The sequence below is a fragment of the Mesorhizobium sp. WSM4887 genome, assembly GCF_029625865.1.
Lineage (GTDB): Bacteria > Pseudomonadota > Alphaproteobacteria > Rhizobiales > Rhizobiaceae > Mesorhizobium.
The window spans coordinates 29,061-46,005 of record NZ_JARTVP010000008.1; the positions used below are offsets into that span (position 1 = coordinate 29,061).

General features: G+C 65.0%; 18 protein-coding genes. 9 read left to right on the forward strand and 9 right to left on the reverse strand.

Going from position 1 to position 16,945, the window contains the following annotated elements:
• Positions 1-83: 83 nt before the first annotated feature.
• The 4 genes from P9230_RS23805 to P9230_RS23820 are packed head-to-tail and all read left to right on the forward strand — an operon-like array spanning position 84 to position 3,800.
• On the forward strand, positions 84-788 hold the full coding sequence (locus P9230_RS23805; RefSeq protein WP_067323437.1) for a DUF1956 domain-containing protein: 705 nt from the start codon (positions 84-86) through the stop codon (positions 786-788).
• Complete coding sequence (locus P9230_RS23810) at positions 785-1,738, forward strand: HlyD family efflux transporter periplasmic adaptor subunit (RefSeq protein WP_095799517.1); 954 nt, start codon at positions 785-787, stop codon at positions 1,736-1,738. Before P9230_RS23805 ends, P9230_RS23810 begins: the two co-directional genes overlap by 4 nt.
• On the forward strand, positions 1,735-2,655 hold the full coding sequence (locus P9230_RS23815; protein WP_095825068.1) for an ABC transporter ATP-binding protein: 921 nt from the start codon (positions 1,735-1,737) through the stop codon (positions 2,653-2,655). Before P9230_RS23810 ends, P9230_RS23815 begins: the two co-directional genes overlap by 4 nt.
• 8 nt (positions 2,656-2,663) lie before the next feature.
• A complete protein-coding gene (locus P9230_RS23820) occupies positions 2,664-3,800 on the forward strand; it encodes an ABC transporter permease (protein WP_067003310.1) in 1,137 nt (378 codons plus the stop codon).
• A gap of 15 nt (positions 3,801-3,815) precedes the next feature.
• Here P9230_RS23820 and P9230_RS23825 read toward each other — a convergent pair whose 3' ends face one another.
• Both P9230_RS23825 and P9230_RS23830 read right to left on the reverse strand, forming a co-directional pair.
• Positions 3,816-4,796, reverse strand: coding sequence for a threonine/serine dehydratase (locus tag P9230_RS23825; protein ID WP_278120898.1), 981 nt, complete (start codon positions 4,794-4,796; stop codon positions 3,816-3,818).
• Between the two features lie 313 nt (positions 4,797-5,109).
• Entirely contained in the window at positions 5,110-5,433 is a 324-nt protein-coding gene (locus P9230_RS23830) for a hypothetical protein (protein ID WP_067324609.1), read from the reverse strand.
• Between the two features lie 176 nt (positions 5,434-5,609).
• Between P9230_RS23830 and mbfA the strand changes: the two genes are divergently transcribed.
• The gene (mbfA, locus tag P9230_RS23835; RefSeq protein WP_067003167.1) at positions 5,610-6,593 is read left to right on the forward strand and encodes an iron exporter MbfA; all 984 of its coding nucleotides are present in this window, start codon (positions 5,610-5,612) and stop codon (positions 6,591-6,593) included.
• 73 nt (positions 6,594-6,666) lie between these two features.
• Here the strand turns inward: mbfA and P9230_RS23840 are convergent, their stop codons facing one another.
• The gene (locus P9230_RS23840; RefSeq protein ID WP_278120899.1) at positions 6,667-7,011 is read right to left on the reverse strand and encodes an antibiotic biosynthesis monooxygenase; all 345 of its coding nucleotides are present in this window, start codon (positions 7,009-7,011) and stop codon (positions 6,667-6,669) included.
• Entirely contained in the window at positions 7,008-7,376 is a 369-nt protein-coding gene (locus tag P9230_RS23845) for an NIPSNAP family protein (RefSeq protein ID WP_127216013.1), read from the reverse strand. Before P9230_RS23845 ends, P9230_RS23840 begins: the two co-directional genes overlap by 4 nt.
• A gap of 186 nt (positions 7,377-7,562) precedes the next feature.
• Between P9230_RS23845 and P9230_RS23850 the strand changes: the two genes are divergently transcribed.
• A complete protein-coding gene (locus tag P9230_RS23850; protein WP_278120900.1) occupies positions 7,563-8,237 on the forward strand; it encodes a winged helix-turn-helix domain-containing protein in 675 nt (224 codons plus the stop codon).
• Positions 8,238-8,261: 24 nt separating this feature from the next.
• Here the strand turns inward: P9230_RS23850 and ligD are convergent, their stop codons facing one another.
• Together ligD and P9230_RS23860 are read right to left on the reverse strand one after the other, a co-directional pair.
• Positions 8,262-10,775, reverse strand: coding sequence for a DNA ligase D (ligD, locus tag P9230_RS23855; RefSeq protein ID WP_278120901.1), 2,514 nt, complete (start codon positions 10,773-10,775; stop codon positions 8,262-8,264).
• 153 nt (positions 10,776-10,928) lie between these two features.
• Complete coding sequence (locus P9230_RS23860; RefSeq protein ID WP_067003177.1) at positions 10,929-11,435, reverse strand: ferritin-like domain-containing protein; 507 nt, start codon at positions 11,433-11,435, stop codon at positions 10,929-10,931.
• Between the two features lie 397 nt (positions 11,436-11,832).
• Here P9230_RS23860 and P9230_RS23865 point away from each other — a divergent pair, with 397 nt between their 5' ends.
• Together P9230_RS23865 and P9230_RS23870 are read left to right on the forward strand one after the other, a co-directional pair.
• Complete coding sequence (locus P9230_RS23865; protein WP_082953820.1) at positions 11,833-11,979, forward strand: hypothetical protein; 147 nt, start codon at positions 11,833-11,835, stop codon at positions 11,977-11,979.
• A gap of 195 nt (positions 11,980-12,174) precedes the next feature.
• Positions 12,175-12,627: a DCC1-like thiol-disulfide oxidoreductase family protein gene (locus P9230_RS23870; protein WP_278120902.1), complete on the forward strand. Its 453-nt coding sequence runs from the start codon at positions 12,175-12,177 to the stop codon at positions 12,625-12,627.
• 201 nt (positions 12,628-12,828) lie between these two features.
• Here P9230_RS23870 and P9230_RS23875 read toward each other — a convergent pair whose 3' ends face one another.
• Genes P9230_RS23875 through P9230_RS23885 form a run of 3 tightly spaced genes read right to left on the reverse strand, consistent with a single transcriptional unit; the run spans position 12,829 to position 16,327 of the window.
• On the reverse strand, positions 12,829-13,206 hold the full coding sequence (locus P9230_RS23875; protein ID WP_278120903.1) for a DUF1850 domain-containing protein: 378 nt from the start codon (positions 13,204-13,206) through the stop codon (positions 12,829-12,831).
• Positions 13,203-15,329, reverse strand: a complete 2,127-nt coding sequence (locus P9230_RS23880) for a TRAP transporter permease (RefSeq protein WP_278120904.1) — start codon at positions 15,327-15,329, stop codon at positions 13,203-13,205. Before P9230_RS23880 ends, P9230_RS23875 begins: the two co-directional genes overlap by 4 nt.
• Positions 15,330-15,367: 38 nt before the next feature.
• Entirely contained in the window at positions 15,368-16,327 is a 960-nt protein-coding gene (locus tag P9230_RS23885; protein ID WP_067003186.1) for a TAXI family TRAP transporter solute-binding subunit, read from the reverse strand.
• A gap of 252 nt (positions 16,328-16,579) precedes the next feature.
• On the opposite strand from P9230_RS23885, the gene P9230_RS23890 reads away from it, so the two are divergent.
• On the forward strand, positions 16,580-16,942 hold the full coding sequence (locus tag P9230_RS23890; RefSeq protein ID WP_067003312.1) for a YciI family protein: 363 nt from the start codon (positions 16,580-16,582) through the stop codon (positions 16,940-16,942).
• Positions 16,943-16,945: the final 3 nt, after the last annotated feature.

Here is a 16,945-nt window from a genome sequence, read left to right on the forward strand (position 1 = left end):
CACTAAAGCCCGCCCGCAGGAAGATGGCAAGCCGCGTTGGAATTCAATTTGACTTTAATCAATCGATTGATTAAATGGGTGCAATGAGCAAACAAACGAACGCCAAAGGGCCGCAACGCGAAGCCTCTCCCGCCGATCAAACGCGCGCGGCGCTGGTGCAGGCCGCGCTGAAGCTGTTCGGCCGGCAGGGCTTCGACGGCACCTCGACGCGCGAGATCGCGGCCGAGGCCAAGGCCAATATCGGCTCGATCGCCTATCATTTCGGCGGCAAGGAGGGGCTGCGCGCCGCCGCCGCCGACTTCATCGTCGAGACCATCCAAGGGATCGCCGGCCAGGCGCTCGGCGCACCCCAGCCGGCGGCCCCTTCGAGCCCGGAAGCCGCCCGGGCGCAGCTCTTTGCCGCGCTGGCGCGGATGGTCGGCTTTGTCGTGGCAAGTCCCCAGGCCGGCGAGATCGTACAATTCGTACTGCGCGAGCTCTCACACCCGACGGCGGCGCTCGACCGCATTTATGCCGGCGTGTTCGAACCGACGCATCGCCGGCTGTGCCAGATCTGGGAGCAGGCGACCGGCGAACCGGCCGAGAGCGAGGCCACCAGGCTCACCGTGTTCACCATCATCGGGCAGGTCATCTATTTCCGCATCGGACGCGAGGCGGTGATGCGCAGGATGGGCTGGCGCGAGATCGGCGACAAGGAGGCCGCCAAGGTCGTGGCGGTCGCGACCGACAACCTCAGGGCAATGCTTGCGGCGCGCGACGCAGCCGCCGGCAGGAAGGTCAAATCATGAGCTTACTCTGTTCGCTGCCGCTCGCGGCCCAGCTGTTCGGCGCCTGCGCGCCGGCCGCCCCGCTTGCCGTCGGCTATGTCGAAGGCGAATATGTGCTGCTGGCGCCGATCGAAGTCGCGCAGGTCGAGACCGTGACGGTCAAGCGCGGCGACCGTGTCGAGTCGGGCGCGCCGGTGGTGACGCTGGAAAGCGCCGATGCCAAGATCGCCGTGGCGCAAGCCCAGGCCGCGCTCGCCCAAGCGCAGGCGCAGCTTGCCGACCTCAAGGTGGGCAAGCGGCCGGAAGAGATCGCCGTGCTCAAGGCGCAGGTGGACATGGCGAAGGCGCAGGCTGCCGACGCCAAACGCAAATATGACCGCGCCAGCGATCTCTACAAGCGCGGCACCGGCACCCAGGCCGATTATGACACGGCCTCGGCTTCGCTGGAGACCGCCAACGCGCAGGTCGGCCAGGCGGAGGCGAACCTTGCCGTCGGCGGCCTGCCGGCGCGGGCCGAAACGATCAGAGCTGCCGAGAACCAGGTCAAGCAGGCGCAATCGGAATTGGGGCAGGCCGAGTGGCGCCTGTCCAAGCGCGTGCTGGCGGCGCCTTCGCCCGGCCGCATCGACGACGTGATCCGCAATCCCGGCGATACGGCCGGACCGACCGCGCCGGTGATCTCGATGCTGCCCGACGGCGCGGTAAAACTCAGCGTCTATGTGCCGGAGACGGCCTTCTCCTCGGTCAAGGTCGGCACCCTGCTCAGCGTCCGTTGCGACGGCTGCGGGCCGGATTTGAAGGCACGCGTCAGCTATGTGTCGCCCGATCCCGAGTTCACCCCGCCGGTGATCTACTCGCTCGAGAACCGGCAGAAGCTGGTCTATCTCGTCGAGGCGCGGCCGGAGGGCGATGCCCATCCGCTGCAGCCCGGCCAGATCGTCGATGTCGACCTGGCGGATATTGACAGATGAACGTCATCGACGTCCGTGGGTTGGTCAAGCGCTTCGGCGACAAGACCGTCGTCGACCATGTCACGATGGCGGTCGCCGAGGGCGAGATCGTCGGTTTCCTCGGGCCGAACGGCTCGGGCAAGACGACGACCATCCGCATCATGTGCGGGCTTTTGACGCCGGATGCGGGCGAGGGCACGGTGCTCGGCTTCGACATCCTTACCGACGCGCTCAAGATCAAACGCGAAGTCGGGTACATGACGCAGAAATTCTCGTTCTACGAGGATCTGACGATCGGCGAGAATCTCGAATTCGTGGCGCGGCTCTACCAGCTGAAGCCGGTCGAGGAGTATGTCTCGCAAACGCTGCAGGAACTCGGCCTGACGACGCGCCGCAACCAGCTCGCCGGCACGCTTTCCGGCGGCTGGAAGCAGCGGCTGGCACTCGCTGCCTGCATCATGCACAAGCCGAAGCTGCTGCTGCTCGACGAGCCGACGGCTGGCGTCGACCCGAAGGCACGGCGCGAGTTCTGGGACGAGATCCACCGCCTGGCCAGCGGCGGGCTCACCGTGCTGGTCTCCACCCATTACATGGACGAGGCCGAGCGCTGCCACCGCATCAGCTACATCTCCTACGGCAAGATGCTGGCCACCGGCACCGTGGACGAGGTGGTGAGGAATGCCGGCCTTACCACCTTCGTGCTGCAGGGACCGCGGCTCGACCGCGTGGCCGAGGCGCTGCAGGGGCGTCCGGGCGTCGACCAGGTGGCGCCGTTCGGCGCCACGCTGCATGTCGTCGGCTCCGACAAGGCAGCCCTCGAAAAGGCGCTCGCCGATGTCGAGAAGGAGCACAAAGGGGTGACGGTGGCGCCGGGCGAGACCAGCCTGGAAGATGTCTTCATCCAGTTCATGTCCGGCTCGAAGGACAACATGGCATGAGAGATGGCGTGAGAGCGATCTTTTCCTTCTCGAGACTCGGCGCGCTGCTGATCAAGGAATTCATCCAGATGCGGCGCGACCGCATCACCTTCGCCATGATGCTGGGCGTGCCGCTGATACAGCTGGTGCTGTTCGGCTATGCCATCAACAACGACCCGAAGAGCCTGCCGGCAGCACTCGTCGCGACCAGCAGCGATCCCTACACGCGGGCGATGGTCTCGGCGCTGCAGACCACCGGCTACTATCGCTTCGACCATGTGGCGCAAAGTGCGTCGCAAGCCGAGTTCCTGATGTCGCGCGGCGACGTCGCCTTCGTCGTCACCATCCCGGCCGATTTCGCGCGACGGGTGGAGCGCGGCGACAATCCGCAGATCCTGATCGAGGCGGACGCCACCGATCCGGCGGTGGCGAGCGGTGCCATCTCGACGCTGAGCACCGTCGCCGGCCAGGCGCTGCTGAGAGCGCAAGGCATGCAGGAAGCGGCGAAGGAGGCGGCGCGCGGCCAGCTCGATGTCGTCGTGCACCGGCGCTACAATCCGGAAGGCATCTCGCAATACAACATCGTTCCCGGCCTGCTCGGCGTCATCCTGCAGATGACCATGGTGATGATGACCTCGATCGCGCTGACGCGCGAGACCGAGCGCGGCACGATGGAAAATCTTTTGGCCATGCCGTCCAGCCCGCTTGAGATCATGCTGGGCAAGGTGCTGCCTTACCTGGTGGTCGGCGCGGTGCAGGTGGTGGTGGTGCTGGCAGCGGCGAAGCTCCTGTTTTCCATTCCCTTCATGGGATCGCTGTCGCTCCTGCTCTCGGCGGTGCTGGTGTTCGTGCTGGCGCTGGTGCTGCTTGGCTACACGATTTCGACGATCGCGCGCACGCAGATGCAGGCGCTGCAGCTCACCTTCTTCTTCTTCCTGCCCTCGATCATGCTGTCGGGCTTCATGTTCCCCTATCGCGGCATGCCGGGCTGGGCGCAGATCCTTGGCGAGATCTTTCCGCTGACGCATTTCTTGCGCATCACCCGCGCCGTCATGCTGAAGAGCGCGGAACTGCCGGCTGTGGCGACCGAGATCGGCTGGCTGGTGGTGTTCGTGGCGTTGTTTGCCGGCGTTGCGCTGGTGCGGTTCCGGCGGACGCTGGATTGAGCGGCGACTGACCGATCAGGCCGCCGCCGCCATGATCTCCGCGTAGGTGCCGAAATCGACATTGCCGCCGGAAAGCACCACCGCCACGCATTTGCCGGCGAGATCGATCTCGCCGGACGCGAGCGCCGCGAGCGCAACGCAGCCGCCGGGCTCGACCACCAGCTTCAAGTACGCCATGGCGTCGCGCATGGCTTGCGCCGTGGCCTTGTCCGAGACGGCGATGGCGCCGGCGAGGTTTTTGCGGTTGATCTCAAAGGTGATGGCACCGGGCTCGGCGGTCAGGATCGCATCGCAAATAGAGGTGTGGCCGGGCTCATTCGAGACCCGGTCACCCTTGGCGAGCGAGCGGCGCGTGTCGTCGAAATGCTCCGGCTCGACCGCCCAGACTTGCGTCTGTGCCGAGGCGTCCTTCACCGCGACGGAAATGCCGCTCGACAGACCCCCGCCGCCGCAGGGCACGACAACTGCGTCCAGGCTGACGCCCAGCGCCTTCGCTTGGCGCACCAGCTCCAGCCCGATGGTGCCCTGGCCGGCAATGATGGCCGGATCGTCGAAAGGCGGCACCAGCGCCATGCCCTTCTCGATATAGGGGCGAACGATGGTCATGCGGTCGTCCTTGAAGCGGTCGAACGGCACCACCTCGGCGCCCATCTTGCGCACATTGCCGACCTTGAGCGCCGGCGCGTCCGCGGGCATGGCAATGACCGCCCTGACGCCGAACATGGCGGCCGAAGCGGCGACACCCTGCGCGTGATTGCCGGACGAAAAGGCGACGACGCCGCGGCTGCGCTCTTCTTCGCTTAAGCACGACAATTTGTTGTAGGCGCCGCGGATCTTGAAGGAACCGGTGCGCTGCAGCGTCTCCGGCTTGAACAGGATGCGGCCGCCATAGCGCTTGTTGAGCTCCGGCGATTCGATCAGCGGCGTTTCGACGATCAGCCCGGAAAGCCTGGCGGCAGCGGCGTGGATGTCGGAGATGCCGGGGAGGGCGGTCATGGTGGGCCTCGTGAGAATGATGCACATATGCTGCACGGAAAACGCCGCGGCGCGCCAACGAAAAAATGTGATGGAGACAATATTGGCGATGATAGCGTCGACGGCCGTCACCTTCGTCAGTCTCAGGCGGAGCAAGGAGCGAAGCGACGCGGGAATCCATGTCGGCACCTTCGCGATGCGGGCAGCCGAAGCAGAACGGACACTCTTCGCAGGGTCCTCCAGAGCGCGCTCTCGCTTCTGCATTCCGTGATAGCGCTCGCGGCATGATCCTCGGGTCAAGCCCGAGGATGACGAAGCGAAGGGCGGCCGCTGCTCACCCCAGCAGCGCGCGCGTCCGCTTCTTGCCGCCGAGCTTGCGCCAGCTGTTGAAACGATGCGTGGCGGCAGCAAAAGAGATCTTCATCTGCTGGGCGACCGTGTAGCGCGACTTGCCGTCGTCGAACATGCGGTAGCAGCATTCGACGCCTTCCTCGGTCAGCTTGCCGTCCAGCGTCTTGTTGTGCGGATTGGCGGGGTCGAATTTTTCGGCCTGCTGCTCGACCAGGCCTTTGAGCCGCTCCAGGTCGGCCTCGATGCTGGCGATGAGATCGAGAACCGGCTTTGGATCGAATGCGTGCGGGGGCTTCTTGTCCGTCATCCCGTGTTTCCTTCGTTTTTGGCTAATGCGTTCCATATAGGTGAACATTCGGCAATAATGAAGGGTGCGAGCGGAAAGCTGGATCGACGAATTCTGCCTGTCCCGCGGCGTTCGCGATTGACCCTCGGCAAACGATTCCCTAGTTTAGAATCGTTCTAAACTAGGGTGATTTTCTCATGCTTTCCCGTGTTTTCGGCTTTGGCCGCCGCTCCTTCGATTCGCTGTCGGAGCAGGAAATCCTGGCGCTGGCGATTTCGTCGGAGGAGGACGACGGACGCATTTACCGGGCCTATGCCGACGGGCTGGCACAAGAGTTTCCACAATCGGCCAAGGTGTTCGAGGCCATGGCGGAGGAGGAAGACGGCCACCGCGATTCCCTCATCGAGCTTCACCGCAAGCGCTTCGGCGAGCGCATCCCGCTGATCCGGCGCGAGCATGTGCGAGGCTACTACGAACGCAAGCCCGACTGGCTGGTGCGGCCGCTCGGCATCGAGCATGTGCGCCGTCAGGCCGAGGACATGGAGCGGCAGGCTTATCGCTTCTATGTCGAGGCGGCCAAGCGCACCACCGATGCGTCGACCCGGAAGCTGCTCGACGAGCTGGCGGCGGCGGAACTCGGCCACGAGAACTCCGCGCATGAACTCGAACAGGAGCACGTCCCGGGCGAGGTGAAGGAGGAGGAAGCGACAACCGAGCAGCGCCAGTTCATCCTCACCTATGTGCAGCCGGGGCTGGCCGGGCTGATGGACGGGTCGGTGTCGACCCTGGCGCCGATCTTCGCCGCCGCCTTCGCCACCCATGCAACCTTCCAGACCTTCCTCGTCGGCCTCGCCGCCTCGATCGGCGCCGGCATCTCGATGGGCTTCACCGAGGTGGCTTCCGACGACGGCAAACTTTCGGGGCGCGGCTCGCCGGTGAAGCGGGGGCTCACCGTCGGCATCATGACGACGCTGGGGGGACTCGGCCACGCGCTGCCCTATCTCATTCCCTATTTCTGGACGGCAACGATCGTTGCCGCGATCGTCGTGTTTTTCGAACTGTGGGCGATCGCCTTCATCCAGAACCGCTACATGCAGACGCCGTTCTGGCGCGCCGCCTTCCAGGTGGTGCTGGGCGGCGCGCTGGTGTTCGGAGCGGGTGTGCTGATCGGCAATGCGTGAGGGCCGACCCTCCTTCTCCCCTTGCGGGCCAATTACGCATCAGGCCCACAAGGGGAGAAGGGAGAGCCGCGTTTCACCCATTCACCATGCGGCTGTCTTCGGGCGCTTCAGCCCTTTCATTTAGCCCGTAATCGCGCACCACATGGGCGATGCGCAGACGATAGCCGGCAAAGATGCCGCCACGGCCGGCCTTCTGCGCCTGCCGGTGCTCCTCGGTGTTGCGCCAGGCCTTGACGGCTTCCTCGTCGCGCCAGAAGGACAGCGAGAGCACGCGCCTCGGATCGGTCAGGCTCTGGAAGCGCTCGACCGAGATGAAGCCATCGATGCCGTCGAGCAGGGGCTTGAGCTCGACGGCGATGCCAAGATAGGCGTCACGTTTTCTCTCCGCCGGCTCGACTTCGAAGATGACGGCGATCATGCCTCTATCCCTTCTTTGACCGTTACGTCGGTGCGAAAGACCTGCCTCGGGCCATGCGGTGCCGAGACCAGTTTCAGGAAGATCCGGTCTTCCTTGAGAATGAATTTCTCGCGCCGCGCGAACTCATAGTTTGCCTTGCCGGCCGGGTCGGCGGCAAGCCGCGCGCGATAGGCTTCGTAGGCCGCGAGGTTCTCGATGTTGTAGGCCGCGTAAGCCGTGGTGGCCGAACCCTCATGCGGCGCGAAATAGCCGATCAGCTCGGCGCCGCTGCGCGGAATGGCCTGACCCCAGGCGCGCGCATATTGCTCGAACGCGGCCTTGCCGAAAGGGTCGATCTCGTAGCGGATGAAGCAGGTGACGGTCATTTCGGTCTCCTCGTCGATTGGCTTACTGGGTCGGTGGGCTTGCTGGCGGCGACGGTTCGACCACGGTCGAAACATCGCTTCACCGGCTGTGCTAGACGTTCTGGTGTCAGCAGCGTTTGCCGAGCTCCTTGAGCTCGCCTGAGAATAGTGCTTCCCTCACGGGAATGCTTCGATGAGGATCGAACTATGCGTGAAGGACCCGATATCGCCCGCATCGCCAGCCTGGTCGGCGACCCGGCCCGCGCCAACATGCTCAACGCGCTGATGGGCGGCACGGCGCTGACCGCGTCGGAGCTGGCGCTTGAAGCCGGCGTGTCGCTGCCCACCGCGTCCTCGCATCTGTCCAAGCTGATGGACGGCGGGTTGCTGACGCTGGCGAGCCAGGGCCGGCATCGCTACTACGGCCTTGCCGGCCCGCAGGTGGCGGGCATGCTCGAGGCGATCATCGGCGTCGCCGAGGCGGTCGGCCCGAAGCGGGTGCGGCCCGGCCCGCGCGACGCGGCCATGCGCGTGGCGCGGGTGTGCTACGACCATCTTGCCGGCGAGCAGGCGGTGGCGATGCTCGACCGTCTGGTCGACCGGAAGCTGGTGCTGCGCCAGGAGAACGAGATCAGGCTGTCGCCGTCAGCCATTTCGCATTTCGCCGCGCTCGGCATCGAGATCGACAGCAAAGCGAAGCGGCCGATCTGCCGCGCCTGCCTCGACTGGAGCGTGCGGCGCTCGCATCTGGCCGGCGCGCTGGGCGCCGCCATCCTCGACAAGGTCATCGTCAAAAAATGGGCGCGGCGCGACAAGGACAGCTGCGCCGTGGTGTTCTCGCCGAAGGGCAAGCAGGAGTTCGAGAGGGTATTTCTGGCGTGACGGACTGGCCGGCTCGGCTGTTGGCTAAGCCCGCTTGAGCGGTTTGCCCAGCTTGAAGAAATCCGCCCACGGATCGGCCTTCTTCAGCTGCTTTAGCGTCGTGGCGTCGCCGAGCGGAAACGCATTGGGCGGCAGGCCCTTCTCGATCTCCGGCCAGGTCACCGGCATCGACACCGTCGCGCCCTTCTTGGCGCGCGAGGAATAGGGCGCGACCGTGGTCGCGCCGCGGCCGTTGCGCAGATAGTCGACGAAGATCTTGCCGGTGCGCGCCTTCTTCGACAGCGTCGCCGTGTAGCGGTCGGGCGCGGCCTGCTCCAGGGCGCGGGCGAAATCATGGGCGAAGTCCTTCACCTCGTCCCATTCGGCGGAGGGCTTGAGCGGCACCAGCACGTGATAGCCCTTGCCGCCAGACGTCTTGACCAGCGTCGGCAGCGACAGGTCGTTCAGCTTGGCTCGGATATCGAGGGCGGCGGCACGCACCGCCTCGACCCCGATGCCCTCGTCCGGATCGAGGTCGAAGATGATCTGGTCCGGCTTTTCCAGTTCGTCGACGGTCGAGCCCCAGATATGAACCTCGACGACGCCGTATTGAACAAGGGCTGCAAGCCCGTCGAAATCCCTGATGAACAAGATCTCCTCGCCGTCGGTCGGATCGTTCATCCTGGCGATCTTGTCGCTCATGCCCGGTGAGGCATGTTTTTGGAAGAAGCGCTGGCCATGGATGCCGTCGGGCGCCCGCACAAGGCTGAGCGGCCGGTTGACGACGAATGACTCAATTCGCGGCCAGACCAGGGCGTAGTGATCGAGGAGATCCTGCTTGGAGACCTTTTCGTCGGGCCACAGCAGCTTGTCGGGATGCGACAGCTTCACCGAGGTCTTCGCCGTTCCGGCCGAGGTTTTTGTCTCGGTCCTGCCGCTGCTCGCCTTTGCTCCGCTTTTTGTCTTGCCGTCGGCTTGCTTCGGCTTTTCCTGCACCACGTCCTCCGCCGGCTTGTCCTCGCGCAGCCCCTGGAACGAGGCGTGGCGGATTATATGGTCGGATGTCCAGCTGCGGAACTCCACTTCGCCGACAAGCTCGGGCTTGACCCAGACGAGGCCCTTGCCCTTCGGCACGGCGGCAGAAAAAGGCGACTTCGTCGTCTTGAGGCTGTCGAGTTTTTTCTTAAGGTCCGCAGCCACCTTGCCGGAAAAGCCAGTGCCGACGCGGCCGGCATAGTTGAGCTTGCCGCCTTCATGATAGCCGACCAGCAGCGAGCGCAGGCCGCGCCCGGTCTTGTCCGAGGGCAAGTAGCCGCCGATGACGAATTCCTGGCGCAGCGTGCACTTCGACTTGATCCAGGTGAGGCCGCGGCCGCTGCGATAGGGCGCGTCGGCACGTTTCGACACCACGCCTTCGAGACCCATGCGGCAGACATGCTGCAGCATGACGCTGCCTGGTTCCGCAAAATGATCGCTGAAGCGGACGGCGGATTGCTCCGACCGCTCGCCGAGCAGTTCGGCCAGCGCCTGCTTGCGCTCGACCAGCGGCTCGCGGCGAAGGTCCTCGCCATTGAGCCGCATCAGGTCGAAGACGTAGTAGATGAAGCGGTCGGTGCGGCCGGCCGAGAGATCCGCCTGCAGCATGGCGAAGGAGGACACGCCGCTGTCGGCCAACACGACGATCTCGCCGTCGATGATGGCGTCGCGGCATTTCAGTCCGGCAAGCTCGGCCACGACCGGACCTTCGAACTTCTTCGTCCAGTCAAGGCCGGTGCGGGTCAGCAGCCGGACATCGCTGCCGGCGATCTGCGCCTGCATGCGGTAGCCGTCGAACTTCACCTCATGCACCCATTCCTCGCCGGAAGGCGCATTCTTTTCGAGCGTCGCCAGCTGCGGCTCGACGAATTCGAGGCGTGGGGATTTTGCCTTGCCTGCAGCCGGCTTGTTGGAATGCCAGACCCTTGGTTTGGCGCCCTTGGCCGTCTTGCCTTCGCCGATCTCCTCGATGGTCAAGCCCGACTTTACCGATTGCGGCGCCTCTCCAAGTATGTCTTCACCAGGGCGGGCGGCGGCGTCATTGGATTTGATCAGCAGCCAGTTGTCGCGCTTTTCGCGCGGGCGCGGCTTCAGCCTGACCAGATGCCAGCGACCGTTGAGCTTCTGGCCTTCGAGCTCGAAGTCGATATGGCCCTTCTTCATGCCCTTGGCCGGGTCGCCGTCGGGGATCCACCGGCCTTCGTCCCAGACGAGGACGGAACCGCCGCCATATTCGCCCTTCGGAATGGTGCCCTCGAAAGACGCATAGTCGATCGGGTGGTCCTCGACATGCACCGCCAGCCGCCTCTCGTGCGGGTCGAGACTCGGTCCGCGCGTGACCGCCCAGCTCCACAACACGCCATCATGCTCGAGCCGAAAGTCATAGTGGAGCCGCGTCGCGGCATGCTTCTGGACAACGAAGATGCCGCCGGCGTCGGTCTTCTTGCTGGGCGCGAGCTGGCCGGCCGGCTCCGAGGTTTTCCGGAAATCGCGCTTGGCGTGGTATTGCTCGAGGCCGGCCATGACATCGTGCTCCTATGCGGATCTGCGCCTGGACGTAGACGCCACGGCGACCTCCCTGGCAGGCGGGTGCCATCGCAACGGCCAAGGCTCCGCTTCGGTTCTGGGCAGGCGAAAGCCGGCGGCTGTCCGCCGGCCTTTCGGGCTCACAACTAGCTATTCGGCAGCCTGCAGGTTGACCTTGCTTTCCGCGATCTCGGTGAGCTTGCGATCGGTCGCCTCTTCTTCCTTGAGGTTCTTGGCCAGCACATTGGCGCAGTCGCTACGGCCGAGCTGCTTGGCCCAGGCGATCAGCGTGCCGTAGCGCGTTATCTCGTAATGCTCGACGGCCTGAGCCGAGGCGATCAGCGCGGCATCGAGGACCTCCTTGTCCTCCACGTCGCCGCTCACGTCGTCAGCCTCCTCGAGGATGCCGTCGATGGCGGGGCAGTTGACGGTCTTGGCCTTGACGCCATGCAGCTCGAATACCTGCTCGACCCGTTCGATGTGGCCCTTGGTCTGCGCGAGATGCTTCTCGAAACCGGCTTTCAATTGCGAATCCGTCGCCTTGTCGATCATCTTCGGCAGCGATTTCTCGATCTGTTTTTCGGCATAATAGATGTCGCGCAGCGTGTGGACGAAGAGGTCGTCCAGCGTCTTGATGTCCTTCGAAAAGAAACCCATGGCGGTTGCCTTCCATGTCTGGTGTTGTCTGGAAGTTGCGCGGCCGGTCCGCCGCCAACGCGGCCGGGTTCGGCCCCGGCCTTGATCGATCAACGTCACCGCGCAGGGCAGGTTCCTGCCGGCGGACGACGCCGCACGGAAATTTCAAGCCACCTTCGATGCGTGAAACAGAAGCGCGCCCAAGCGACATAGAGACGAAACATATGTGATGCAAAAGTCACACGAGCCGGAAACGCGACAAAAGGCGTGGAAACACCGCGAATCAGCCGCATTCCGGCCACGATGCAACGCGTTTCGGACCAGAAATTAACAGGGCGTTCACCGACTATTCACGCCTCGAGGCTATGATCCCCGCAATTCGGAAGGGACATCCGAAAACGGGACAGGGACAGGGAAAATGAACTTCTGGAACCACATCGCCGGCTATGCCGCCGCCATCCGCGAATTCGTCGCGCCGACCTATCGGCCCGAGCGCTATTACATGCGCGGCCCGGGCCCGGCCTGCGCACGCCGCGGCAACCAGCTCGGCATCGGCACGCACTGACCACGATGCTCGACAGCCGCCACAACAGCCGGATCTGCAAGCCGGTCGCCGACACCCGCGCCACGACCTATCGTGACGAGCGCCCCGCCGTCATCGACGGCAGGCGTGCGACAACGCCGCGACTTTGACGCCGCCGCCGGCTGGCTTAGTGTCCCCCTAGCTTAGTGCCTAGGGGCACAAGCAGCCGGGGCCGACATGACCGACCTGTCCGAACAGAAACGTCCCCTCCTCCCAGGCCAAGCTTACGATGCCCGCCAGCCGCTGCTCGTGTTCGACGGCGTCTGTGTGTTCTGCTCGGGCTTCGTCCAGATCGTCCTCAAGATCGACCGGAACAAACGCTTCCGCTTCGCCACCGCGCAATCGCCGCTCGGCGAGGCGCTGTTTCGTGAGCACGGCCTGCCGACCGAGGATTACGACAGCAACCTCGCCATCATCGACGGCGCCGCCTTCACGAAGCTCGACAGTTTCGTCGCCGTCATGGCGGCGCTCGGCTGGCCGTGGCGCGCCGCGAGATTGCTGCTCGTCCTGCCGCGGCCGCTGCGCGACTGGCTGTACGACCGCATCGCCAAGAACCGCTGTGCGCTGTTCGGCCGCAAACACAGCTGCGAGATCCCCTCCGCCGAGCTGCGACAGCGGCTGATCAGTTGAGATCGGAGGGTCGGATGAAGCTTCTGATTGCCCGCGGTTACGGCACCTTCGGCGGACGCATCGTGCAGTTGCTGGAGAGCGAGCCGCGTCTGACCTTGCTCGTCGCCGGCCGCTCGCTCGCCAAGGCCGAGGCCTATTGCAAAGGACGAGGCGGTACCAAGGCCAGGCTCGTGCCGGTGATTTTCGATCGCGACGCGGATTTTATCGCGGCTGGCTCGAACCGGCGCAGGCTTCGAGCGCGACCGTATCCCCGGCCGTCCCGCCAAGCTCGCGACAGCCCTTGGCCGTGCACAAGGTCCAGCCTCCCCCGGTTGCGCCGGAGGCCGCGAGCACCAGCCGCGGCTGTGGCCCGATCCGTGGCGCATAGACCCACCATCCGTCCCGCAGCACCGAGCCTTCCGGCGGCTCCATGCCGGCGCCGGAGCCCTTGACGCGCGCTTCGACGACGCGCAGACCTGCCGGCGTCACCTTCCAATCCTCTTGCCAGCGCGTCCGTTCCACCGAATGCGTCCAGGACAAGGTAAAGGCGGCAACGGCAAGCGTCACCGCCTTGCCGGCTGCGAGGATGCACAGGCTCATGCAGGGCCGGCCGCGGATGCCTGGCGCGCGCGCCAGCAGTGCCAGCCGATCCAGAGCAGCGCCAGCGCCCAGCCGGTTTCGTCGGTGAGCGGCAGCGCCGCCACCAGCAGCACGCCGGCGGCGAAGGCGACCAAGCGCTCCCACCAGGCCATGCGGCGAGCGAGGAAGCCGACGGCGGCGGCGCCCCAGAGCACGATGCCCATGCAGGCTTTGGCGACGACGTAGGCGACCTCGACCGGATAGCCGAACGAAGCCGCGATCGGGCCTGCATCCTGCAGCATCAGCGCCGGCGTGTAGACGGCCATGAACGGCACGACGAAGCCGGCGATGGCGAGCTTGGTCGCCTGAATGCCGATCTTCAGCCCGCTTTCCCTGGCCATGGGCGCCGCGGCGAAAGCGGCGAGCGCCACCGGTGGGGTGAGATCAGCCATGATGCCGAAATAGAAGACGAACATGTGGCTGACGATGAGCGGCACGCCGAGCGACAGCAGCGCCGGGCCGGCGAGCGAGGAGGTGATGATGTAGTTGGGGATGGTGGGGATGCCCATGCCGAGCACCAGGCAGGTGAGCATGGTGAGCAGCAGCGACAGGAACAGATTGTTCTCGCCGATGGAGATGATCCAGCCGATGAAGGTCGAAGCGATGCCGGTCAGCGTCAGCGTGCCGATGACGATGCCGACGATGGCGCAGGCGATGCCGACCGGCAGCGCGTTCTTCGCCCCTTCGGCAAGCGATTCGACGCAGATGCGCAGCGTCTCGCGACCGCCCTTGAAAGTGACGCAGGCGACAACGAGCGCCGCGATGACGAGGCCGAGGATGTTGACGCCGAAGCGCATGAAGGAGGCGGCGGCAAGGCCGAGCGCCAGCCAGAAGACGACGCGGAAGGCGAACGGTCCGATCAGCGCCGCCAGCGGCGTGCCGAGGATCAGCACGATGGTCAGCGCCAGGCCCATGGTGCCGGCGAAGATCGGCGTATAGCCGGCGAAGAGCAGGTAAACCAGCACGGCAAGCGGCAGCACCAGCGGCCAGTGCTGCCGCACCGCATCCCAGGGATTGGGCAGCTCAGCCTTGGCCATGCCGTGCAGGCCGGCCTTGCCCGCCTCCAGATGCACCTGCCAGAAACAGGCGCCGAAATAGAGCAGCGCCGGAATGATCGCCGCCTTCACCACCTCGGCGTAGGGGACGTTCAGCGTCTCGGCCATGATGAAGGCGACCGCGCCCATCACCGGCGGCATGATCTGGCCGCCCATCGAGGACGTTGCCTCGACGGCGCCGGCGAAGGCCGAGCGGAAGCCGAAGCGCTTCATCAGCGGAATGGTGAACTGGCCGCTCGCCACGACATTGGCGACGCCCGAACCGGAGATGGTGCCCATCAGCGCCGAGGAGAGCACGCAGACCTGGGCCGGACCGCCGCGCCAGGAGCCGACCAGGCCAAGCGCGAAATCGTTGAACAGCGCGATCATGCCGGCGCGTTCGAGGAAGGCGGCGAAGACGACGAAGATGAAGATGTAAGCCGCCGAGACATAGACCGGCGTGCCGTATATGCCTTCGGTGCCGAAGGCGAAGGTGTCGACGAGCTGGGCGAAATCGTAGCCGCGATGGATGAAGGGCGGCGGCAGGTGATTGCCGACGAAGCAATAGGCGAGGAAGATGAAGGCGATCACCGCGAGCGGCAGCCCCATCAGCCGCCTTGCCGCTTCGAAGACGAGCACCACCAGCAGCGTGCCGACGATCAGGTCCGGCGTGGTGAGGAAGCCGGAGCGGCGGATGAGGTCGGCGTAGAAGACCCAGTTGTAGAGGCCGGTGCCGAAGCCGAGCGCGCCGAGCGTCCAGAACGCGGCCTTCGCCGCTACGCCGGTGGCGCGCAGGTTGGCGATCAGGCCGAAGCCGAGCAGCAGCAGGAAGCCGACATGCATGGCGCGCACCACCTGGCTGGGCAGGCTGCCATAGGCGGCGATGTAGATCTGGAAAACGGAGAAGGCGACGGCAATCAGGAAGGCCGCCTTGCCGGCGATGCCGCCGCCGAAGCCCGGCGGCAGGCCTTCGACCTGTTCTTCGGCGACAGGGAGATGAAAAGTGGTCGAATTGCCGTCGGTCGTTGTTCCAGACGTTGCTTTGCTCATCCGACGCGCTCCATAGCAGACTGCCGCGCCATCCTCGCTTACTTGATCAGCCCTTTTTCCTTGTAATATTTCTCCGCGCCGGGATGCAGCGGCACCGGCATGCCGTCCAGCGCCTTGGCCGGATCGATCGCCTTGGCGGCGGCATGGGCGGCGGCGAGCTGGTCGAGATGCTCGAACATCAGCTTGGTCATCTGATAGGCGGTCTCGTCGGAAACATCGGCCCGGGTGACAAGGAAATTGCCGACCGCGGCGGTGGCGACATCCTCGGTCTGGCCCTCATAGGTGCCCTTGGGAATGATCACCGAAAGATAGGGCGAGCCGATCTTGGCGACGTCCTCGGCCGGCACGGCGACGACGTTGATCGGCACCGAAGTTGCGAGATCGCGGATCGAGGCGACGCCCAGGCCCGCCGATTGCAGCGTGGCGTCGAGCTGCCGGTTCTTGATCAACTCGACCGACTCGGCGAATGGCAGGTACTCGACCCGTCCAAGATCCTCATACTTCAGCCCGGCGGCGGCGAAGATGGCGCGGGCGTTGAGCTCGGTGCCGGAGGCGGGCGCGCCGACCGACAGGCTCTTGCCCTTGAGGTCGGCGAGGGTCTTGATGCCGGACTCCTTGCTGGCGACGATCTGAATATAGTTCGGATAGATGGCGGCGATGCCGCGCAGCTTGTCGAGCTTGCCGGGGAAGCCGGCTTCGGTGTTGCCTTCGGCGGCGAGCTTGACGGAATCGCCGAGCGCGAAGGCGATCTCGCCCTTGCCCTGCTGCAGCAGGTTGAGGTTCTCGACCGATGCCTTGGTTGCCTGCACCTGGGTGCGGGCGCCTTCGATGCCCTTGCCGTAGATTTCCGACAGCGCGACGCCGAGGGGATAGTAGACGCCCGACGTGCCGCCGGTCAGCACGGTGATGAATTCCTGTGCCCCGGCCGACATGGCGCCGAGGCCGAGCGACAATGCCAAAGCGCCGGCGGCAACAAATTTCGTCCTGAAATCGAGCATTTTGTTTCCTCCTCCTGATGGTCGCGCCGCGCCGCCTCTGCCGGCGCGAAGCTGGGAGTTTAGACAGGAGACGCCAAATGCCAACCCGCAATTGCAGCCATTAGACGAACGATCGAGGGGTGGCGAAAGCGCCGGCTTGCGCTCGATTGCTTTGGAGGCGAAAGATTTTCGCGGCGCCTGTCGAAATCGGCCGTGGCCGCACGACATAGGTCGGCCCGCGACGACGCGGCCTTCGAGAAAACGGAGAAGACCATGCGATACATGCTTTTGATCTACAATGACGAAGCGGCAATGGCGAATGCGCCGCGCGACAAGACCGAACAGACGCTTGCCGCCTACGGTGCCTATACCGAAGCCTTGAAGAAGTCCGGCGCGTACCTCGCCGGCGAAAGGCTGCGTCCGACCCAGGCGGCCACTTCGATACGGCTCGCCGACGGCAAGACCAATGTGCTCGACGGTCCCTATGCCGACACAAAGGAACAGCTTGCCGGCTTCTACATGATCGAAGCGACCGACATCGACACCGCTATGGAATGGGGCGCGCGCTGCCCGGCAGCCAGCACCGGCACGGTCGAGGTGCGGCCGATCTGGGAAATGACCGACTACCGGTCCTAGCAA